This is a genomic window from Achromobacter sp. RT286_PF, from assembly GCF_059760425.1.
In genome coordinates this window covers 62493-84509 of record NZ_JCBAMR010000007.1, presented here as the reverse complement: position 1 = coordinate 84509, position 22017 = coordinate 62493, and the positions used below count along the sequence as shown (strand labels likewise).

The window sequence follows — 22017 nt, the reverse complement described above, 5'->3', positions numbered from 1 at the left end:
CGCATTCGTGGATGCCTTGGTGGATGCCTTCGTGGATGCTTTTGTCGACGCCTTTGTCGACGCCTTGGGGGCAACCTGGTCGGACGTCCGGGCGGACTTGGCGGGCATCTTCTTGGACGGCTTGGATGGGGTCATATCAGCGGTGATTCCTGGCGAATGCGGGCGCGCGGGGCGGCTGGGGGCCTGCCGGCGCGGATCCAAGGTTAACCCTTCTTGAAAAATTACGCATTGCGTATATGATTTACGCAAAAGAAGGGATGCCATCAGGTCATCCCAATACGGAGACAGCCTATGCGCGCCCTGAAACACCCCCTGCTTGCCGGCCTTTTGGCCCTGCCCCTGCTGGCCTGTGCCAGCGCGTTTGCCCAAACCGCACCGGCCAACTACCCGTCCAAACCCGTGCGCTGGGTGGTGCCGTACGCGGCGGGCGGCGGGTCCGACTTCCTGGCCCGCAGCATCGGCCAGGGCCTGACCGGCCGCCTGGGCCAACCCGTCGTCATCGAGAACAGGCCGGGTGGCAATACCGCGATTGCCGCCTCGGAAACCGCGCGCGCCCCGGCCGACGGCTACACCATGCTGTCCGCCGACAACGGCACGCTGGTGTTCAACCCGGCGCTGTACAAGAAGCTGTCGTATGACCCGGTCAAGGACCTGGCGCCCGTCACGCTGATGGGCCGCTTTCCCATGATCCTGGTGGTGGGCCCGTCCATGAAGGTCAACACCGTGCAGGAATTTTTGGCCGAGGCCAAGTCACGCAAGGAAGGCCTGGACTACGGTTCCGCTGGCGCGGGCAGCCCGCACCACCTGGCCATGGAACTGCTGAAAGTCGAAAGCGGCCTGACCATGACCCACGTGCCGTATCGCGGCGCATCGCCCGCGCTGGCTGACGTGGCGGGCGGCCAGATCCCCGCCATGATGGTCGACCTGGCGGCCGGCGCGGGCTTCATCAATGGCGGCAAAGTGCGCGCGCTGGCCGTTGCCAACCCCACGCGCCTGCCGCAATTGCCCAACGTGCCCACCTTTGCCGAGATCGGCCTGAAGAACGTCGAGGCCGCCGCGCAGGTGGGCGTCGTGGTGCCGGCGGGTACCCCGCCCGCCGTCATCGACGCGCTGAACAAGCAGGTGGTCGCCACCATCAACGACCCGGCCACGCGCCAGCGCCTGGTGGAATTCGGCATCGAGCCGGTCGGCAACACGCCCGCCGAATACGCCGACATGCTGAAAGGCGAACGCGCCCGCTGGCAAAAGCTGATCAGCGATCTGAAGATCACGCTGGACTAAGCGCAGCCATCACCACCCGCGGCCTGCCGCCCACGCGGCAGGCCGATGCATCACGAATACACGGAAAGCATCATGAGCCAATCGCCCTCTTCCTCGCGCCCGTCGGGCTGTCCCATCGATCACGCGGCGCTTGCCGCGATGCAAAGCCCAACCGGCTGCCCCGTCAGCTCGCGCGCGGCCGAGTTCGACCCCTTTGGCGATGGCTATCAGCAAGACCCGCCCGAATACGTGCGCTGGGCGCGCGAGCAGGAACCCGTGTTCTACAGCCCCAAGCTGGGCTACTGGGTGGTCACGCGCTACGAAGACATCAAGGGCATCTTTCGCGACAACATCACTTTCAGCCCGTCCATCGCGCTGGAAAAAATCACCCCCACCGGCCCCGAGGCCAACGCCGTGCTGGAGTCGTACGGCTACGCCATGAACCGCACGCTGGTCAACGAAGACGAGCCCGCCCACATGCCGCGCCGCCGCGTGCTGATGGACCCGTTCACGCCCGAAGAACTCAAGCACCACGAACCCATGGTGCGCCGCCTGACCCGCGAATACGTCGACCGCTTCATCAACGACGGCCGCGCCGATCTCGTCGACCAGATGCTGTGGGAAGTGCCGCTGACCGTGGCGCTGCATTTCCTGGGCGTGCCCGAAGAAGACATGGACTTGCTGCGCCAATACTCCATCGCGCACACCGTCAACACCTGGGGTCGCCCCAAGCCTGAAGAACAAGTGGCCGTGGCGCATGCCGTGGGCAACTTCTGGCAGCTGGCCGGCAAGATCCTGGACAAGATGCGCCAAGACCCGTCCGGCCCCGGCTGGATGCAATACGGCCTGCGCAAGCAGCAGACGCATCCGGAAGTCGTCACCGATTCCTACCTGCATTCCATGATGATGGCCGGCATCGTCGCCGCCCACGAAACCACCGCCAACGCATCGGCCAACGCCATCAAGCTGTTGCTGCAACACCCCGACGCCTGGCGCGAGATCTGTGAAGACCCCGACCTGATTCCCAACGCCGTCGAAGAATGCCTGCGCCATAACGGATCCGTCGCCGCGTGGCGCCGCCTGGCCACGCGCGACGTCGAAATCGCCGGTGTGCCGATTCCGGCAGGCTCCAAGCTGCTGATCGTCACGTCGTCCGCCAACCACGACGAAGGCCAATTCAACGACGCCGACCTCTTCGACATCCGCCGCGAAAACGCCAGCGACCAGCTCACCTTCGGCTACGGCTCGCACCAATGCATGGGCAAGAACCTGGCCCGCATGGAAATGCAGATATTCCTGGAGGAACTCACGCGCCGCCTGCCGCATATGAAGCTGTCGGAACAGGCGTTTACCTATGTGCCCAACACCTCGTTTCGTGGGCCGGAGCACTTGTGGGTGGAATGGGACCCGAAGCAGAATCCGGAACTGGCGTCGCCGGAATTACTTAATGATCAGCACCCCGTGCGCATCGGCGAGCCCTCGTCGCACGCCATCACGCGGCCCGTCGTCGTGCAAAGCGCAGTCGAAGCCGCTGACGGCATCCTGCGCCTGCGTTTGGTGTCGCCCGATGGCAAGCCGCTGCCGCGCTGGACGCCGGGCTCGCACATTGATGTGGAATGCGGCGACACGGGCTTGTCGCGTCAATATTCCTTGTGCGGAGATCCTTCGGAAGCCGGTGTATTTGAAATTGCCGTGTTGAAGGAAACAGAAGGCCGAGGCGGTTCCGCGTGGATGCACGCGAACGCGACACCCGGCGCACGCTTGCGCATCCGGGGGCCGCGCAATCACTTCCGCATGAATGAAGCGGCCGACAAGCTGATCTTGATTGCCGGCGGCATCGGCATTACCCCTATCAGCGCCATGGCGCGACGCGCCAAGGAATTGGGCCTGGATTACCAACTGCATTACAGCGGGCGGTCACGCAGCTGCATGGCGATGCTGGACGAACTTGTCGCGTTGCACGGCGACCGCCTGCATGTTCATGTTAAAGACGAAGGCACCCGCGCGGATTACGCGGCGCTGTTGTCCCAGCCGGATGCCGGCACGCAGATTTATGCGTGCGGCCCGCAAGGCTTGCTGGATGGCTTGGCGGCGTGCTGCGCCGCGTGGCCGGAAGATGCGCTGCGCGTGGAGCATTTTCATTCCACCCTGGGCACGCTGGACCCGTCCAAGGAACAGCCATTTGAAGTCGTGCTTAAGGACTCGGGCATCGTCATCAACGTGCCCGCCGATCAGACCTTGTTGACCGCACTGCGCGGCGCCAATATCGACGTGCAGAGCGACTGCGAGGAAGGCCTATGCGGATCGTGCGAAGTGCGGGTGTTGGAAGGAAATATCGACCACCGCGACGTCGTGCTGACGCGCGCCGAGCGCGACGCGAATAACAAGATGATGGCCTGCTGCTCACGCTCGTGTGGGGGTGGAAAGGTGGTGTTGGAGTTGTGACGGTGGACTGACCGACCCGGCTACCAACCCCGCCAATCGTGGATACCATCCGCCTGCACGGCGGATGGCTACGCATTCATTAGTTCGTTTATCCCCCCTTCCCCCCGCGCCGGCGCCCGAGCGCCCGCGCAGGCGTTTTTGCGTCCGCCACCCCCTAGTAAAAAAAGCGGTGTACATGCCGCCAGCAGGGAAACCACGCGGGCGGCAAACGCGTAACCCGCGTGATAGCGTGCCTCACGCGGGCGTCATCCCAGCCAGCAGCAGATGTATCGCAAGACTCGATCTGTGGGGAGCCGAGCATGCAGAAGAATCTGGCCATCTTCTTTGACGGTACGTGGAACGAACCCAACGACCGCACCAACGCCTACGAGCTTTACAAAGCCGCGCCCGAAACCAGCACGCAGGAAACCTTGTACATCGAAGGCGTCGGCACGCAAGGCCAAGGCCTGTGGGCCGCCATCGACAAATTCCTGGGCGGCGCATTCGGCGCCGGGCTATCCGCCAATATCCGCCAGGGCTACCGATGGCTGTGCCAACGCCAGGAACCAGGGGACCACATCTTCCTGTTCGGCTTCAGCCGTGGCGCGTACTCGGCACGCAGCCTGGCCGGCATGGTCCGAAAATGTGGCCTGCTCAAAAACCCCACCGACGACAACGTCGCCGAAGCGTACGCGCTTTACCGCGATGAGTGCCTGCCCTCGTCCATCGACGCCATTTCGTTTCGCGCTCAGTTCTCGCGCGACACCGACCTGCATTTCGTCGGCGTCTGGGACACGGTGGGCAGCCTGGGCATACCTGTCGGCGGCATTTCGTTTCCCGGGTTTTCAAAGTTCTATAACTTCCACGACACCGAACTGAGCAACCACGTCCGCAACGCCTATCACGCGATTGCAACGAACGAATATCGTGAGCCGTATTTTCCGACGCTATGGACAAGGCTGGCAACATCCGAACCGCGCCCGCCGGACAGGCCGGTTGAACAGCGCTGGTTCATCGGTGCGCACTCGGATATCGGGGGAGGGTATCGGGACGGCAGCTTGCAGACACTACCGGCAGCGTGGATCCAGGAAAAGGCGCGGCAGGTGGGGTTGGAAGCCGGCACCGCGCAGCGCATCTCCACCGACTATGACCAGTGCAATCCGCACGACTCGTACAAGGAGTTCACCGAGAAGGTGCTGATCCATGTGAAAAAGCAGGCGCGGGTTTGGGATGGCGAGACCGTGTTGAATCTGACGGTGGATGAAAGAGTGGTGAGGCGGGTGGAAGGGAACGCGGAGTATTTGAAGGAGTTTCCGAATTTCAGAGAGGCGGTGGCGGGCTTGCCGGTGGGGCGGGGGTAGCCCAGACGCTTGCCTCGCACATCCAAATTATTAAACCTATCCAAGACTGGCTAGGTCCCGAAGTGATAGTTCGGGGCGCATTCGCGCAGCGCCGGAGCCACTTCCGGCGGCTCGTTCGGACCCGGAAGATCACGCTTCCAACCGGCGCAGGGAGGATTGAGCATCGATCTGAGCATCACGCTTCCTCCGTCATGCTGATGCGAGCGTAGCCGGTAAGGCCATCCTGGCCAGGCGCAATAATGATTGATCTCATCACCACCCTTCCCCCCCGCCCTCCAACCCACGCGAACCTCCCGCAGATCGCGACTCCCAATCCATCGCCTCCGGCCACTCCACCCGAGGCGCCCACCGCAACGCCAGGTTGTACGCCGGCACATCGTTCGCATCACGCGGTTCGATGTCGCACGGCGGCAAGGCTTGCGGGCCTTGCTGCATATAGGTGCAGACGTAGGCCCAGAGGTTGTCCAGGTCGTGGTTGTAGGTGCTGAGGGGGAAGCGTTCGATGACGTCGTTGGTACCAGGTTTGACGATGGCGAGGGACACGCCCCACTTGATCATCAAGCCCCCGCCGGAGGTGACGCCCCATTGCTCCCAGAGTTCGGCGCGCACGTCGTCCCAGGGGTAGCTGGCGGTGGTGACGTACCAGCGGGTGAACGGGTTCCACCAGACCATGTGGAAGCCGTAGACGTAGATGCGGCGGCGGGCGCGGTTGAAGCGGATGGGGAGGTCGCGTGGGGGGGAGACGTCGGCCAGATACAGAAATGCGGTCATCCAGACGCCAATTGCCAAAACGAACACGGCAATCCACAGCGTCGACCAATCGCTCGTAGTGAACGCTCTGGGGTGAACCACCAGCAAACTCCAAATGACGCCGGGTACTCCGATGATCGTCGCATAGAGCATAAATGGGATAAACAGCAACAACACCCCACGTATGCGGGATGATCGACGAGACAGTTCCATGTAGACATCATCAACATGATTGGGCGCGTTTTCACGCAAGCTAGGAATTGCATCGGGACGGTCATTTGGGCCGGGCAAGTCGCGTTTCCATCCCAAGCAGGCCGGGCTGAGTTTGGGTTGCACCATTACGCGTCCTCGGTCATGCTGATGCGGGCGTAACCGGTAAGGTCATCCCTGTCAGGCCAGAACGTGATCTCGATCGTGGCGCTCTTGATACTGTGCATGGGTCCGAGCCAGTATCGACAACTCAAGACGGGAGATTCTCGGGTTGGCAAACCCTGATCTTCTGGCAGCAAGTATTTATACGAATCCAATCCAGGGGCCCACCGCATGCTGTTGTGGTGCATTGCCGCAAGCACGCCCTCTGACAGTTTTGGACCTCGGCGTCCGCTTCTTTCCACGCCAAAGCTCTCTAAAAGCAGCCTGAATTCGAAGCGCGATATCGTGGGGTCGAACCCTGGCAACACGATCCGATAGGCCAGTTCAATTCCCGATTCGACCCCGCCCGTTGCCTGGATCTGCAGAATGTCTGACGTTAGAAGCAAATCGGTATCCATTACCCGCTTGGCGGAATGAAAGCCCAGGGTTGCATCCATTCCTATGACCGCAGCGTTCAACGCCGAAATCGCCGCGTCCATTTGGTCAGCCCCCTCCCAACGACGTTCTTGTTCTGCTTTGCCAAAGTAGGACCGACGGGCCCACATTTCCAGACTGTCCGACTCAAGAGACTTGGCGTTTTTTCCGACAACGAAAGCGGCCAGTCCAAGCACGATTCCAAGGCCCAGTGGCCCTAACAAGGCTCCGTCTACCAAGATGCCAAAGATGCTCGCGGCAGCACCGAAGAGTGAAATGAAGCCACTCAACTTGTACTGTTTTCCCGCGTCGACATCTCCCAATAAATCCGTCCGAACTTCCGCCGCGAAACTCCCCACCCCATCCGCCACCCCGCCCAACGCCGCGATTACCCCTCCCGCCTTGATCAGCGTCTTCCCCATCCCAATCGCCTTTACCACCGCCCCGCCCTCCGCTGCCGCCACCCGTCGCATGAACGGCTGCACGCTTTCGGCGCCAATCCTCAGCGTCAACCCACCCGCCTCCACACCCGCCCCCAGCAGCCCCGCCCCAGCCCCATACAACGCGGCCATCGCTTCCGGATGCCTTGCACCGACAGTCTCCCGCGCCGCCTCCAGGCTGGTACGCACGCTGTCATGCAGGAAATACAAACTGACCAGCGATAGCGCTCCATAGCCGGACCCGACAGACAATCGCTTCAGACTCGTCAGCCCATTCTTCGCGAACTCCTGCGCGTGGGCCGCGCTTAACTCCAAACCCTTTAGCAGTTGCGCCGCCGGGGCTTCCAGGTTCTTCATGCCGACCGAGATCTTTCGCATCGCGCCATGCGACGCCTTGCGCGCCGCATCTTCCGCTTGACGGACCACACCTTCCACCTGGCGCGCCACATTTTCTACTTGATCGCCGGCTACTTTCTCAAAGGCGTTGATTCGCTTCCGGAGCTCTTCCGCGCTGCCTTCCATCCACAGCGTCACGTCAATCAGCGTATTGCGCACCGCCGGGTCCGGGATGCTGATCAAGCCGGCGAACACAAACGCGCGCACGCGCCGGCTGGCGTCTTGTTGCAGGGGCTCGCCGACGCGTTGCAGCTCTTCGGCGCAGATGGACAGCAATTCCCCCACCGTGAGTTGAATCACCACCTGCGTCATCTGCGCCTTGCGGTACAGCCACGCACCGCCCACGTGAACCGCATCGACGGCGGCTTTGGAACCGGCGCTCAAATGTTGATTCAGGCGCTTGCTGGCGCCGTGCATGGCGGTCAGCAGTTGGTCGGCGGCGTCTGCCGCGCGGCCTTCTCGCCATGCACCGATTTCTTTGCTGCTGATGATGCTCTTGACGGCGTCGAAGTATTTTTTCCCGGCGTCGTTGGCAACCGCCCCGGCGCCGAACAGCGGGATAAAGGTGGTTTGCAAAAGGGTTTGATGGCCGTTCAAGGCCAGATAGGCGGCGCTGTTGGGATCACTTAGCAACGACTGCCACGCGGTGCCGGTAGGCCCCAGCGTTTCAGGCTCCGCCGACGCGGCATCAGGCGCAGGCATCGCATCGGTAATCCCGCCGTCCAAACACGCACCAACCGTAATCAAGCGCAGCAGACGCGATCGTTCATCGGTATCGGAATAGTCCATTGCCACGATGCGCTTCCACGCCGCGCTACCCACTACCTGCGCCCAATCCTTGCCATACGCATCGATATCTTTTTCAAACCGCTTGATGTCGCGGTCATACCGCGACTGAAAGCTCGCCCGGCCATGGCGGCGCGGTTCGGCGGGGGGATTGGTTTCCCAGTAGCGTTCTTTCAATCGTTCAACGCGATCGGTGATCTTGGCCTGCACGCGCTCTTGCCGTTCACGCGCGGGGTCCCAGAACACGGGTGGCGTGCCGGACTCGCTGGGCATGATGTCGAGCAAGGGTGTCGGGCTATCCATTGTCTCGGCGTCGGCCTGCACGGCGTACATCTGTTGAATCGCCAGCAGGCATTGCGAGGTCAGGTAGGCATAGCGGCGAGTCGGTTCTTCGGACCACAAGCGCTTCTGCGTATAGGCGGCCAGGCGGACGTTGTTGAGTTCTTCGGCCATGCCGATCGGGTCGGGCAGAATCAGCCCGGTCACGCCTTGCGGCAAGCGGTGCTGCCGTTCCATCAGCGTCAGGTAGTTACGCATGCCCGTGGCTTGCGTCACGCGCGATGACCAGCCGTGAACACTGCCGAAGTCGTCGACACCGCTGACATACTCCGCCACGTGTTTGTTCAACGGATGCGCATGTTCCAGCGCCAGCGCGGTGCCACCCGCCGTGGGATCGTCCCGCAACTTGGGCAGATCCACGATGACAAACCGTAGCGGGTAATTGGCATTCAAACCGTCGCCTGACTTGTACGCATCCAGCACCGCCGTCGGCCAAGGGTCTTGCGAATACGCGATCCAGGCGAGCTTGTACTTATCAATGTCGATACCGATGAACGACGCGGGCAAGTCGTGGGCGGCCTGAGCGCAGCGCTCGGCCAGCGGAGCAGGCTCGTCGCGCGCCATCTCGTAGGGATCGAAATGCCGCATATGGCCCGCATCGGTCACTTGATAGGCAAGCCATACCCTGCGGTCCAGCAGCACATACACATAGCCCTTGCGCATGATGCGCAGCGATTCTTGCAGACCAGGATGCGACAGCGCACCGCGCGCATGTAAGAACGGGCTCTTGGCCACCACCGCCGGGCGCAGCAGCAGAATCGGCACGCCGTTGCGTTCGCAGGCGTTGCAACTGCCGGATGGGAGCGGCAAGGTTTCTTCGACGATGTCGATAAGCGATTGGCTGAGCGTCATGCGAACACTCGAAGGCCAAGCCTCTTGCTGGCAATGCAAAACGTTGCGGGGGTAGGCATGACGGGCTCCGTCGTCGTGTCGGCCATGTCGGCCGGGAAGCTTCCGAAGGAAGCGCTAGCCGGACTCATGCAACATCCATGCCGAGCGTCACGTCATGTCAATAAGCTCCATGAAATCAACGGCTTGCCATGCGGCTAAGACACGTACGACGGAGCTCTCTGATCGGAATCCCTGCGAAACCGCCGTTTTCCCCCAGAAAACGGGCCAGTTCTGACCCGATAGAAAAATATCGCTATTGAATCAATGGCTTGTAGCGGGTCAAAATTGGCCCGATCAGGTCAAATCTGGCCCACGCTGTGAAGAATGACCGCACGCCCCTCTTCCCTAAGGATGCGAACCATGGCTCTTGGTCTGTCATCGCACTATGTTTTGCTGAATAAAAAATGCAGTCTGACACCTTAAAAAAACCAAAAAAAACCCCGACGATTGCTCGCCGGGGGAGTCCCTGCACACACAACACAGCTTGCTCAGTTCGAATACACCTTGATCTGGTCGCTTTTCAGCACATCCGGGGTCAGGTTCTTTTCAATCCAGCCCATCGACGTGTCTTCCACCCCCGGCGTCACCAGTTCGGCCGGCACGATCGTAATGTCGGCCAGCACCTTGAACGGGTACTTGTCGCTCTTTTTGGTCACGCCGAACAATTGCGCTTCCAGGCCCTGGCCGTCAGCACGGTGCATTTTGACTTCGCGGCCGTAGCCCTTGAAGGACACGTCGTGCATGGCGGCGGCCACTTGTTCCGGGGTGGGCCAGGCGCCGTTGTTGTCCTTGATGGCTTTCTCGTAGCCTGCTTTCAGGCCCTGGATGGCTTGCACCATGTGGTAGACCGAATAGATCGGATATGCGCCGGTCTTGTCGTGGAACTTCTTCACGAAAGCCTGGTGCTGCGGATCGTCCTTGGTTTCCGGATGCAGGAAGTAATGATCGCCACGTGCGCCGACGTAGACGCCTTCGGGCAAGGCGTTGCCCAGGCGTTCCAGCGAGCTTTCTGCCAGCGACAGCACGAAGGTAGAGTTCTTGAACAGGTTGCGCTGCGAGGCCTGGCGCACGAAGTTGTCCAGGTCGCCGCCCCATGACGTGGACACGATGACGTCGGGGCGCAGGGCTTGCAGGCGGCTGATTTCGGTGGAAAAGTCGGCGGCGCCGAACTTGGGAAACATCTCGGCCACGACCTTTACGTCGGGCTTGAACTTCTTCAGCGCGGCCAGGAAGATGTCGCGCGAATCGCGGCCCCAGGCGTAGTCCTGGTTGACGATGGCGATGGTCTTGAAGTCGGGCTTGACCTTCATCAGGTACAGCACCTGCGCGACCATTTCGGTGGTGGCGTTGGCTTGCGTGCGCACCACGTACTTGTACTTCTTGCCTTCCAGCGCCTTTTCCGTGCCGCAGTCCCACAGCACGTTCAGCACCTTCAGGTCTTCGGCAACGGGGGCCACGATGTTGCAGTGGCCGCTTGAAATAGCCGACAGCATCACGCGCGTGCCGCCTTCGGCCAGGCGGCGGTATTCGGACAACAGTTTTTCGCCGCCGCCGCCTTCGTCGATGTAGCTGGGCACAAGCTTGACGCCGTCGATGCCGCCTGCCGCGTTGATGTCCTGGATCAGGATTTCAGCGGCGTCGCGCGCCGGCACGCCGAACACCGATGCCGAGCCCGACAGGAAGGTCGAGATGCCGATGTTCAGTTCTTTGGGCTTGTCGGCGGCGCCGGCCAGCGCCGCGAAGCCGGACAGCAGGGTGGCGCCTAACAGCGCGGCTAGTCTTGAGGTTTTCATGGTTGTCTCTCCAGTGTTGTAGTCGGGTCTATGCCCTTAGAAAACGATGGCGTCGCGCAGGCTGCCGCCGGTGGCGAGGTGATCGAACCCCTCGTTGATCTGGTCCAGCGAAAATGATTTACCCATCATCCTGTCCACCGGCAGGCGGCCCGCCTTGTACAGGTCGATATAGCGGCCGATGTCGATGGCGGGGACGCCGGAACCCAGGTAGCTGCCGCGTATGTCGCGCTCTTCGCCGACCATCTGCGAGAGCGATAGCGGGAAGCTGAACTTGGGGTTGGGCAGGCCCGAGGTAACGGTCGCGCCGCCGCGCCGGGTCAGCTTGTAGGCGGTTTCAAAGGCGGGCACGGCGCCCGCCATGTCAAAGCCGTAATCCACGCGGCCGCCGGCCAGATCGAACAAGTCATCGTCCGTCTTGACCTGCTTGGGGTTGACGACATGGGTGGCGCCCAGCTCCTTGGCCAGCGCCAGTTTTTCGTCGCTAAGGTCAACGGCGACCACGCGGCGCGCACCGGCCGCCACCGCCGCCAGCAAGGCAGACAGGCCCACGCCGCCCAGCCCGACGATGGCGGCGGTGTCGCCTGCCTTGATGCGCGCGCGGTTCAGCACCGCGCCCGCGCCCGTCAACACGGCGCAGCCGAACAGCGCGGCTTCGCGATGGCTGAGTTCAACGTTGACCTTCACGCAGGACCGGCGCGACACCACGGCGTATTGCGCGAAGCAGGACACGCCGGTGTGGTGGTTCAGGTATTCGTCGCCGATGTGCAGGCGGCGGTCGCCACCCAGCAAAGTGCCTTGCGTGTTGGCGGCAGCACCGGGTTCGCACAGTGCGGGGCGGCCTTCCATGCAGGGGTTGCAGCAGCCGCAGCTGGGCACGAACACCATGGCCACGTGGTCGCCGGGTTTCAAGTCGGTGACGCCGGGGCCGGTCTCGACCACTTCGCCGGATGACTCATGTCCCAACACGATCGGCACGCCGCGCGGGCGGTCGCCGTTGATGACTGACAGGTCGGAATGGCACAGCCCGGCCGCCTTGATGCGCACCAGCACCTCGCCCGTGCCGGGCGGGTCCAGGTCGACCTCGGTGATGGTCAGGGGCCGGGTCTGGGCATAAGGGCCGGGCACCCCTACGTTACGCAACAACGCCGCTTTGATTTTCATGCGCTGACATCCAAGTAGAAGCAATACGGGCTAGAAGCAATACGGGCTAGAAGCGATGCGGACCGAAAGCAATACGGACCAGTAGCAATGCCGACCGGCAACCGGCCGGCAGGCACCGCCCCGATCACAGCCTTACACCGTGCGTCCGCCGTCCACCGGGAACTCCACGCCGGTGATGAATTCCGCCGCGTCGCTGGCCAGGAACAAGGCCGCCGCCGCCACGTCCGACGGCTGGCAGAAGCGGCCAAGCGGAATGGTGGACACGAACTTGGCGCGGTTCTCGGGCGTGTCGGGCAGACCCATGAACAGTTCGAACATGCCGGTGATGCCCATCACCGGGCAGATGGCGTTGACGCGAATACCGTCGGGGCCCAGTTCCACGGCCATCGATTTGGACAGCACGTTGACGGCGCCCTTGGACGCGTTGTACCAACTGAGGCCGGGGCGCGGGCGGATGCCGGCGGTGGACCCGACGTTCAGGATCACACCGCGCTTTTGCTTGCGCATCACGGGCACCACGGCCTGCGCCATGTGGTAGATGGACTTCACGTTGATCTCGAACATGCGGTCGAACATGGCCTCGTCCACGTCCAGCATGGGCTGGTTCTTGTGGGTGATGGCGGCGTTGTTGACCACGATGTCGACGGAACCGAATTTTTCTTGGCAGACGCGCACGACGTTGTCGATGTCGGCGCGGCTGGACACGTCGGCCTTGACCGCCAGCGCGGCGGCGCCCACTTCGGCGGCCACGCGGTCGGCGGCTTCCTTGTTGATGTCGGCGATGACGACTTTGGCGCCCTCTTTCGCATACAGCTTGACGATGCCTTCGCCGAAACCGCTGCCACCGCCCGTGACGATGGCGACCTTACCCTGCAACTGACTCATGACTTGACTCCGATATGCGTGGCGATCATTCGCCGTAGAACTGGATCAGCGTTTTGGTCGTGCTCATTTCTTCCAGCGCGATGAAGCCCTTCTCGCGCCCGTGGCCGCTTTTCTTCACGCCGCCAAACGGCAGTTCCACGCCGCCGCCCGCGCCAAAGCCGTTGATGTAGACCTGACCGCACTTGATGCCGCGCGCCACGCGCTGCTGGCGTCCGCCGTTCTCGGTCCACACGGCGCCCAGCAGGCCGTAGTCGGTGGCGTTGGCCAGCCGGATGGCGTCGGCTTCGGTGTCAAAGGGCAGCGCCACCAGCACCGGCCCGAAGATTTCTTCGGTCAGCAAGGTGCTGTCGTGCGAGGGCGCGGAAAACAGTGTCGGCTTCACGAAGTAGCCGCCAGAAGGCACGCCGTCGGCAATGGCGCCTTCGGCCGCCACGGTCAGCCCATCGGCCAGGCCCTTGGCGATGTAGCGGTTGACGCGGTCGAACTGCGCCTTGTTGACGACGGGGCCGCAGGTCAGGTCCATGTCGGGCGTGCCCGCGCGCACCTTGGAAAATTCGGCGGCCAGCGCCTTCATGAAATCGGCATACACACCGCGCTGCACCAGCAGGCGGCTACCCGCCGTGCAGGTCTGCCCGGTGTTGTGGACGATGCCTTTGACGATGGCGGGAATGGCCAGTTTGTAGTTGGCGTCGTCGAACACAATGTGGGCCGACTTGCCGCCCAGTTCCAGCACGCACTTGACCGCGTTGACGGCGGCGGCCTGCTGGATCAGCACGCCCACTTCGTTCGAGCCGGTGAAGGTGATGAAGTTGATGTCGGGGTGACGCGACAGGCTGGCGCCCGCCTCTTCGCCCAGGCCCGTCACGATGTTCAGCGCGCCCGGCGGAAAGCCCACTTCCAAAGCCAGTTCGGCCACGCGGATGATGGACAGGCAGGCGTCTTCGGCCGGCTTGACGACGCTGGCGTTGCCCATGGCCAGTGCCGGGGCCACGCTGCGGCCGAACATCTGCGCGGGGTAATTCCAAGGAATGATGTGGGCGGTCACGCCCAGCGGCTCGCGGATCAGCTGGACGGAATAGTCCTTCTGAAAAGGAATGGTCTGGCCGTGCACCTTGTCGGCCGCGCCACCGTAAAACTCGAAGTAGCGCGCCAGCACCGTGATGTCGCCGCGCGCGGTGGACATGGGCTTGCCGGTGTCGCGCGATTCCAGCCGCGCCAGTTCTTCGTGATGCGCCAGCACGGATTCACCCAGGCGCAGCAGCAGGCGGCCGCGTTCCAGCGCCGTCATGCGGCCCCAATCGCCTTCCAGCGCGGCACGGGCGGCGCCAACAGCTGCATCCACATCGGCCTGCTGACCGCGCGGAATGGTGGTGAATACGTCGCCGTCCACCGGCGACACCACGTCTATGGTGCGCCCGTCATGGGCATCGACCTGGCGGCCGTTGATAATCATCTGCGTCATGCAATGTCTCCGGAAGTTCAATTCAAGGTGATCGAGCCGCGCTCGATCGTCCAGATCTGGTCAGGGATGTCGCCCAGCAGCTTCACGTTGGATTCCGTGATGACGACGCATAGGTCGGGCTGCAATTCCTTCAGGCGCCCCAACGCTTCGGTGTAGTCGCGCGCAAGCTTGGGGGCCAGGCCCTGAAAGGGTTCGTCCAACATCAACAGCCGAGTGCCGACCATGATGGCGCGCGCCAGCGCCACCATCTTTCCCTGCCCGCCCGACAGCGCCGATCCAGACCGGCCCAGCATGGGTTCCAGCTGCGGCACCACCTTCAGCACGGTCTGGATGCGGGCGGCGATTTCGGTCCTGGACTGGCCTTGCACTTCGCACGGCAGGTTCAGGTTTTCAGCCACGGTCATGGTCGGGAAGATCACGCGGTCTTCAGGCGCGTAGCCCACTTTCAAGGCCGCGCGCTTGTGGCCGGGCATGGCCGTCAGGTCGGCGCCGTCGAACGCGATCTTGCCGGACTTGATCTTGGTCAGGCCCATGATGGTGCGCAGCAAGGTGGTCTTGCCCGCGCCGTTGCGCCCCACAATCCCGATGGTCTTGGATGATTCAAAACTGGCGTTGACGTCGCGCAGGATGCGGTTGCCTGCCAGGTCTACGTTAATGGCCGATAGATTCAGCATGGTTCAGGCCCCCAGCACTTCGCTTTTGATCTGCGGGTTATTCAAGACTTCGTCCGGCGTGCCGTCGGCGGCCACCTTGCCCGCGATCCAGGCGGCCACGCGCGTGGCGTAGCGCGAGACGATGTCCACGTCGTGCTCGACAAACCAGCTGGTCACGCGGCGCTCGTCCAGGGCGTGCATCACGGTTTCCATCAAGGCGAATTTGTCTTCGGACGCCACCCCGCTGGTGGGCTCGTCCATGATGAGCAGCTTGGGCCGCAGCGCCAGCGCCATGGCCACATCCAGCAGCTTGCGTTTGCCCTCGGGCAGCTCGATGGAGGCCTCGTCGGCTTCGGGCAACAGGCCCACCAGGTCCAGCGTGGCGTCCACTTCTTTTTCGTCGATGGTGCTTTCCAGCGATCGGAACCAGCTCAGTTCCTTGTTGCGGCGCGCGGCGGCGATCTGCACGCATTGGCGCACCGTGTGTTCGGTGAACAGCTGCGGCAACTGAAACGAACGGCCCAGCCCCAGACGCACGATCTTGCGCGGCGCCATGGCGGTGACGTCGCGCCCATCGAAAATCACGCGGCCCTTGGACGGCGCCAGGTAGCCCGTGCAGATGTTGATGAAGGTGGTCTTGCCCGCGCCGTTCTGGCCGATGACGGCCAGGCGTTCGCCTTCATGCAATTCGAAGTTGATGTTGTCGGCCGCGATCACGCCGCCGAAGGCCAGGTAAAGATCTGTGGTTTGAATAAGCGGTTTCATCATCAGTTCCTGACCGGCGCGTGCGTGTTGGCGGAAACGCGCGCCTGCAAGGTGGCGTTGGCGCGGGCGCGGGCCCGGGCCTCATCGCGCTTTCGCGTGGCGATGCGCTTCATGACCTGGCCGACAAAGCCGGTGGGGAACATGAAGATCACCAGGATCAGCGTCAGGCCCAGCAAGAACTGCCACAGGCCGGGGAAGTAAGCGGCCGACACCAGCTTCACCGTTTCAAAGCCGACGGCGCCCAGGAACGCACCGGCCGCATGGCCCGCGCCGCCCAGAATGGTGATGAAGACGAATTCGCCCGAGCGCAGCCACGAGCCGATTTCGGGGGTGACCAGGCCCTGCATCAAGGCCAGGATCGCGCCCGAGAAGCCGACGACGACAGCCGACAGCAGGTAGCCCTTCCACATGATGAAGTACGCGGAAAACCCCAGGTACTCAATGCGCGTTTCGTTGGTCTTGATGGCGGACAACGCCTGCCCGCTGCCCGAACGGAAGTAGCGCTGCACCCACCAGGCAAGCACCAGTGACAACACCAGCGTCAGCACCAGCAACGCGCGTTCGAAGGACTCGCGTTCCATCAGCACGCCGGCCATTGTCGGGCGCACGATGCGCATCCCGTCCGAGCCGCCGGTCAGCGTGTACAGCTTGCCCAGCAACGCGAACAGCACCATGCTCAACGCCAGGTTCAGCATCCCGAAAAAGATGCCGCGATAGCGCACCACGAACAGGCCGATCACGATGGCCGCCAGGAAGCTGGCAACGACGCCCGCCATAATCAGCAGCAGCGCGTCGGTGCCCGGCATGGCGCGCGCCAGGAACGCGACCGTGTAGGCCGAGATGCAGGAATACATGGCATGGCCAAACGAGATCTGGCCAGCCCGCGCCATCACCGACACGCCCAGCGCCGCGATGGCGTAGGTCAGGCCGATGACGATGGGTGTGATTGTCCAGGAAAGGCTATAGCCAAGAGCTAGCGTGGCAATCGCGGCCACGAGGCTGAGTACGACGACTTTCATCAGATCCTCCGGGCTTGGGCGACGGTGAACAAGCCATGCGGCCGGATGATCAGCACCAACACCATGATGATGTACGGCACCGCCACTTCCAGTTCGGGCGCGGCGTAGACGGCAATGGAACGCATGACGCCAATCAGCAGCGCCGCGATCAGCGCACCGGTGATCTGGCCCAGCCCCGCCGTGGCAACCACCGCAAACGACAGCACCGTCATGTCGGTACCGGCGCCCGGCACCAGCGACGTGGTGGGCGCGGCCAGCGCGCCGCCCAATGCGCCCAGGATGGTGGCGATCACGAAGGTGACGTAGCCGATCTTCTTGGCGTTGATGCCCAAGGACGTGGCCACTTCACGGTTGTGCGTCGTGGCCACCGTCTGCTTGCCCAGCTTGGTGTGGCGCAGGAAATACTCCAGGCACACGTAGGCCAGCACGGCGGTCACGGGCACCACCACCAGCTGGTAGGTGGTGTAGGTGATGTCGCCGATTTCGATATTGCCCAGACGGTTCACGACTTCGCTGGCGCTGTAGGGCTGCGCGCCCCACAGCAGGCGCTGGATGTCTTCCAGCATCAGGAAGCCGCCAAAGGTGATCAGCAGTTTCAGGATGGGGTCGTAGTTCTGCGCGCGGCGGATCAGCACGAATTCCATGATGCTGCCCAACGCCAGGCCGACGGCGATGGCGGCCACGAACAACGCGGCGAACAGCAGGAATGGGGAATCGGTTTTGGGCGCCAGGAACATGACGAGACTGGCCGCGGCATAACCGCCGAAGGCGTAGAAGGCGCCATGGGCAACGTTCAAGATGCCCATCACGCCAAACACCAGGGTTAACCCCATCGACACCAGGAACAGCAGACTGGCGTACGCCACGCCATCCACCAAGGCGAGAGGCAGTAGATCCAAGGTCAAGCGTCTTCTCCCAATACGCTAAACACCTGCCCCGTCCGCGATGCGTTGCCGGGGCAACGGGCATCGCCGGCAAGGCGGCGTGGGCACATGGCCCGGGCGTGCGCGTGGCGCGCCCTTGTCTCGTTATCAACCTTGCCGCCTTGGCTTCGAACGCGAATCGAAGCGGAACGGAAGGCACTTTTATGGACCGGCGCGATCACTGGCAAGCGCCACTTTTCGTACTAGTCCGATGTGCAGCGAAGTATAGGGACGCCCCTTTTGAGCGGCTATTTATCTTTGCGCAAGCCGGGTTTCACAAGCGATAGAGAGGCCGTGGTCGCCGTGCCCGGCGCATGCGGGTTTACCTGAATCGTCGCGGCCATCGGCGCGCGCGTCTGGTAATCGGGGATGATGCGCAGGTGCGGTTCATCGGGCAATTGCACATAACGGCCTAGTCCATCCGGCGTGAGCGCGCCCACGTCCATCCGGGCCAGCGTCGCGCCTTTATCGTCATCGATGGCGATGCGTAGCGCGGGCGGATTCAGGCCATACGATTCGCCGGGATGCGGGGCCAGCACGCGGTCACTGCGGGCTTGCGAAAACAGCGACAGGAAGTCGTCTGCGTCGAAGGCGGGGGGTGTGGTGGAGGTTGCACTGCCCGGCATCGCGGCCCAACCCTGAGCGGCGCGCGTATACGTCGTCGTGGATGCTGGCGTGGACAGCGTGATACGCGCCGCCTGCGCGGCGTTCCACGCGTACAGCCGCGCCGGCTTGCCGGTGTCGTCATGCAGGTGCGTGTGGCCACTGTGGGTGGCGGGCGATTCCATGGCCTCGTGCCATTGCCAGGCGGACAGCGCAAGGCCCGCCGCCAGCAACATCAGCCAGCCACGCCCCGCGTTCATCGCCGCCTCCACCACAGCAGCAGGCCCGTCATCAAGGCCAGCAATGGCAAGGCCACGGTACTGGTCCAGAACACGGTGCGCATCTGGCGATTGGTCAGTTCAACGCGGCGGTTCTCGTAATGGCGCGGGCGTATCGTCAACAAGGCGTCTTCACCGGCCAGCAGCGTGACGGCGCTGGTAAAGAGCGCGCCGTTGCCCAGCGTGGCGAAATGGCGGTTGGTGACGAAATCGCTATCGCCCGCGACCAGCAGCGTGGGCCGCGCCGACCCGTCCGCGCTGGCGGCCTGCGCGTTGCGCGTGGCCAGCGCCATCAAGGTGTAGCGCCCCGCCAGCTGCCCCGGCAACTGCGCCTGTGCCGACGTCTGCGCCAGCGGCGTGACCGTCACGCCTTGCGGCAGCGCCTCTCCGGCGGGTTCCAGGCCTGCCGCGCCGGGAAAGAAACTTAATGGCAGGCCGCGCGTCATCTTGTGCCGCGTGTAGTCGCTGACGGCTGGGCTGCCGGGGTCGTTGCGGTAATGGCTGCCGGGGTCGACCAGCGCGCCCATCGGCCGCGCGATACCGAAGTCGGCCAGCAATGCATCCAGCCCGTGGCGCGTGTCCGGCTCCAGCAGCAACAGGGTCTTGCCGCCGTCGGCCGTCCAGCGGCGCAGCGCCTCTGCGTCGTCGCTACCGAACGGCGCGCGCGGCCCCGCCGCCACCACCACGGCGCAGGCCGGCAAGGCTTGCGCCAGGCTGCCCGCATTGATACCGCGCGTGGCAAAGCCCAAGGTCTGCAAGGCATTGCGCGCCATTGCCATGCCGTGCTGCTCGTGCACCTCGACGCGCGCCACCAGGTTTTCATCGTCGCCGTGGTCTTCCAGATCGTCCAGCGACGTCAGGCTGTCCAACATGGCTTCGCGATGCCCCTGCGTAAAGCACACCGTTTGCGCGCCACGCTGGCTGATGCGGATCAGCGCGTTGGTGAAGTCGGTTTCGGTGCCGCCATTGATCGTCATCTTGCGCGTGTCGGCGGCCAGCACCGCACTGCCGGCGAACTGGATACCCGCTTCCCGCGCCTCGGCCGGACGCAGTGCGGGGTCCACGCCGCGCACACGGATCAGCGGGTTGGTATGTTCGTACTGGCGCAGCAGCTCCAGCGCGTCCACCATGCTTTTGTTGCGCAGGTCGTAGAACCATGTCACGTCCACGGCTTGCTTGATCTGGCGGGCTACCTCAACGCTTTCGGGCGACAGGCTGTACAGGCGCTGCGCCGTCAGGTCCAAGCGGCCCAGATGGCGCGAGGCCCACAGGTTCAGCGCCAGCAGCAAGGCGGCAACGGCCAGCACCGGCAACCACAGCAACAGGCGCCGGCCCGTGCGCAGCATGCGAGGGTTTGCGTTCATCGCAGCCTCCAGCGCTTGAGGTTGACGGCGGCCACCATCAAGGCCAGCACCGCCACGCTGGCCAGCGTGACCGTGGCCGGACCGGGCAACACGCCCCGAATAAAGTCCACGTGTTGCGCCGACAAAGACAGCGCCTGAAAGAACGGCGACAGCGCGGGAAAGGCGTCCAGCGCGGCCGGGTAATCAATGAACCAGAGCAGCACCAGGATGCCCCACGTGGCGCTGGCCGCCACGATCTGGTTGGTGCAGGCGCTGGATACGGCGATGCCGATCGCCAGGAACAGCGCGCCGTACAGGAACACACCGACATAGCCGCCCACGATCGGCCCGTAGTCCGGCTGCCCGTACCACGCCAGCGGCAGCACGGCGGCGGTCGTGCCCGCCAGCATCAAGGCCAAGACCGTCAACCCGGCCGCGTACTTGGCCGCCACCAGCGTCGCGTCGGACAGCGGCAAGGTCAGCAGCATCTCCAGCGTGCCCTGACGCGCTTCTTCGGCAAAGGCGCGCATGCTGACCAGGGGCATCACCAGGATCAGCAGGATGGTCATGTTGTGAAACGCGGTAACCATCTGCCCCGTGCTGACAAAGAACAGGTTGAAGCTGAACAGGTAGCCGGACAAGGCCCAGAACACGGCCACCACCACCAGCGCCACGGGCGAGCCGAAATCGGTACGCAGCTCTTTTCGGTACAGCGCCAAAAAGCCTTTCATGCCCGCCTCCGCATCACCGGGTCGTTAGGCGCCAGCGCGGCAAGCAGGCGCGCTTCCACGGCGTCATGCAGCGACAGCACCGCGCGCACCTGGGCGTGCGCCAACACGATGCGCAGCACGCGGTCGCACATCGCGCCTGAAGGATCGCCCGCGCCGGCCGTGTCCCAGCTGATGCGCCACTTGCTCAGCGCGGCGTCTTGTACGGTAGCGTCCACGCCGCGTATCCCGTCGCAGGCCGACAGCGCGGCGCGCAAGGCGGCGTGGCCGGCCGTTGGCAAGGCCAGCTGTAATTGCAGCGCGGCCTGCGCCTGCCCCAGCACCGCGTCTTCCACCAGCCGCCCCTGCTGCAAGATGACGATGCGCGTGCACAAGGCTTCCACCTCTTGCATCAGGTGGCTGCTGAACACCACCGCGCGGCCCTGTGCGCAGCGGCGGATCATGGCGCGGGCCTCGACGATCTGGACGGGGTCCAGGCCATTGGTGGCTTCGTCCAGCAACAGCACGGGCGGATCGTTCAGCACCGCTTGCGCCAGGCCGACGCGCTGGCGCTGGCCCTTGGACAAACGGCCGATGGCGCTGCGGGCCACGGCTTGCAGGTCGAAGCCGTCGATGGCGCTTTCGATGGCAAGACGACGCGCGCCCGCCCCGCCCGCCACCTTCACCCCCGCGCCAAATTGCAGGTATTGCATGACCGTCAGCGCGTCATACAGCGGCGCGCGTTCGGGCAGGTAACCGATGTCGGCGTTGCCCCGGCCCGGTGCGGGCTGTCGGCCGCACACGGTGACGCGGCCGCTGTCGGGCGTGTAGAACCCGGCCATCAGGCGCAGGGTGGTGGTCTTGCCACTGCCGTTCGGCCCCAGCAGGCCCACGATTTCCCCGGGCGCCACGGACAGGCTCAGGGAATGCAGGACCTGACGGGGTCCGAACGACTTGCAGACCTGGTGCAAAGCAACAGCCGGCTGCATGGG

17 protein-coding genes are annotated in these 22017 nt (G+C 63.6%); 3 read left to right on the top strand and 14 right to left on the bottom strand.

Going from position 1 to position 22017, the window contains the following annotated elements; genetic code table 11:
• The first annotated feature begins 291 nt into the window (after nt 1-291).
• The 3 genes from AC6LJY_RS08585 (at nt 292) to AC6LJY_RS08575 (ending at nt 5045) form a co-directional block, all read left to right on the top strand.
• A complete protein-coding gene (locus AC6LJY_RS08585) occupies nt 292-1281 on the top strand; it encodes a Bug family tripartite tricarboxylate transporter substrate binding protein (RefSeq protein ID WP_498135746.1) in 990 nt (329 codons plus the stop codon).
• Nucleotides 1282-1353: 72 nt separating this feature from the next.
• The gene (locus AC6LJY_RS08580) at nt 1354-3705 is read left to right on the top strand and encodes a cytochrome P450/oxidoreductase (RefSeq protein ID WP_498135745.1); all 2352 of its coding nucleotides are present in this window, start codon (nt 1354-1356) and stop codon (nt 3703-3705) included.
• A gap of 299 nt (nt 3706-4004) precedes the next feature.
• Entirely contained in the window at nt 4005-5045 is a 1041-nt protein-coding gene (locus AC6LJY_RS08575) for a phospholipase effector Tle1 domain-containing protein (RefSeq protein WP_314355517.1), read from the top strand.
• A 252-nt stretch (nt 5046-5297) separates the two neighbouring features.
• Here AC6LJY_RS08575 and AC6LJY_RS08570 read toward each other — a convergent pair whose 3' ends face one another.
• The 14 genes from AC6LJY_RS08570 to AC6LJY_RS08505 form a co-directional block, all read right to left on the bottom strand.
• On the bottom strand, nt 5298-6134 hold the full coding sequence (locus AC6LJY_RS08570) for a DUF6708 domain-containing protein (RefSeq protein ID WP_498135744.1): 837 nt from the start codon (nt 6132-6134) through the stop codon (nt 5298-5300).
• Nucleotides 6134-9394: a T6SS effector BTH_I2691 family protein gene (locus AC6LJY_RS08565; RefSeq protein WP_498135743.1), complete on the bottom strand. Its 3261-nt coding sequence runs from the start codon at nt 9392-9394 to the stop codon at nt 6134-6136. Before AC6LJY_RS08565 ends, AC6LJY_RS08570 begins: the two co-directional genes overlap by 1 nt.
• A gap of 527 nt (nt 9395-9921) precedes the next feature.
• Nucleotides 9922-11226, bottom strand: coding sequence for an ABC transporter substrate-binding protein (locus AC6LJY_RS08560; protein WP_046807565.1), 1305 nt, complete (start codon nt 11224-11226; stop codon nt 9922-9924).
• A 36-nt stretch (nt 11227-11262) separates the two neighbouring features.
• Nucleotides 11263-12387, bottom strand: coding sequence for a zinc-dependent alcohol dehydrogenase family protein (locus AC6LJY_RS08555; protein WP_498135742.1), 1125 nt, complete (start codon nt 12385-12387; stop codon nt 11263-11265).
• 132 nt (nt 12388-12519) lie between these two features.
• A complete protein-coding gene (locus tag AC6LJY_RS08550) occupies nt 12520-13272 on the bottom strand; it encodes a glucose 1-dehydrogenase (protein ID WP_046807567.1) in 753 nt (250 codons plus the stop codon).
• Nucleotides 13273-13297: 25 nt separating this feature from the next.
• Nucleotides 13298-14734 (bottom strand): aldehyde dehydrogenase family protein, encoded by a 1437-nt coding sequence (locus AC6LJY_RS08545; RefSeq protein ID WP_498135741.1) that lies wholly within the window; start codon nt 14732-14734, stop codon nt 13298-13300.
• 17 nt (nt 14735-14751) lie between these two features.
• A complete protein-coding gene (locus AC6LJY_RS08540) occupies nt 14752-15408 on the bottom strand; it encodes an ABC transporter ATP-binding protein (protein WP_498135740.1) in 657 nt (218 codons plus the stop codon).
• A 3-nt stretch (nt 15409-15411) separates the two neighbouring features.
• Nucleotides 15412-16152, bottom strand: a complete 741-nt coding sequence (locus tag AC6LJY_RS08535) for an ABC transporter ATP-binding protein (RefSeq protein ID WP_046807570.1) — start codon at nt 16150-16152, stop codon at nt 15412-15414.
• Between the two features lie 2 nt (nt 16153-16154).
• Nucleotides 16155-17171 (bottom strand): branched-chain amino acid ABC transporter permease, encoded by a 1017-nt coding sequence (locus AC6LJY_RS08530; RefSeq protein WP_498135739.1) that lies wholly within the window; start codon nt 17169-17171, stop codon nt 16155-16157.
• Nucleotides 17171-18076, bottom strand: a complete 906-nt coding sequence (locus AC6LJY_RS08525; RefSeq protein ID WP_046807572.1) for a branched-chain amino acid ABC transporter permease — start codon at nt 18074-18076, stop codon at nt 17171-17173. The genes AC6LJY_RS08530 and AC6LJY_RS08525 overlap by 1 nt, the downstream gene beginning before the upstream one ends.
• A 266-nt stretch (nt 18077-18342) precedes the next feature.
• Nucleotides 18343-18957 carry an electron transporter SenC gene (locus AC6LJY_RS08520; protein WP_498135738.1) on the bottom strand — a complete coding sequence of 205 codons (615 nt, stop codon included), beginning with the start codon at nt 18955-18957 and terminating at the stop codon, nt 18343-18345.
• Nucleotides 18954-20339 carry a GldG family protein gene (locus AC6LJY_RS08515; protein WP_498135737.1) on the bottom strand — a complete coding sequence of 462 codons (1386 nt, stop codon included), beginning with the start codon at nt 20337-20339 and terminating at the stop codon, nt 18954-18956. Before AC6LJY_RS08515 ends, AC6LJY_RS08520 begins: the two co-directional genes overlap by 4 nt.
• The gene (locus tag AC6LJY_RS08510; RefSeq protein WP_046807575.1) at nt 20336-21049 is read right to left on the bottom strand and encodes an ABC transporter permease; all 714 of its coding nucleotides are present in this window, start codon (nt 21047-21049) and stop codon (nt 20336-20338) included. Before AC6LJY_RS08510 ends, AC6LJY_RS08515 begins: the two co-directional genes overlap by 4 nt.
• The gene (locus AC6LJY_RS08505; protein ID WP_498135736.1) at nt 21046-22014 is read right to left on the bottom strand and encodes an ABC transporter ATP-binding protein; all 969 of its coding nucleotides are present in this window, start codon (nt 22012-22014) and stop codon (nt 21046-21048) included. Before AC6LJY_RS08505 ends, AC6LJY_RS08510 begins: the two co-directional genes overlap by 4 nt.
• Between the last annotated feature and the right edge of the window lie 3 nt (nt 22015-22017).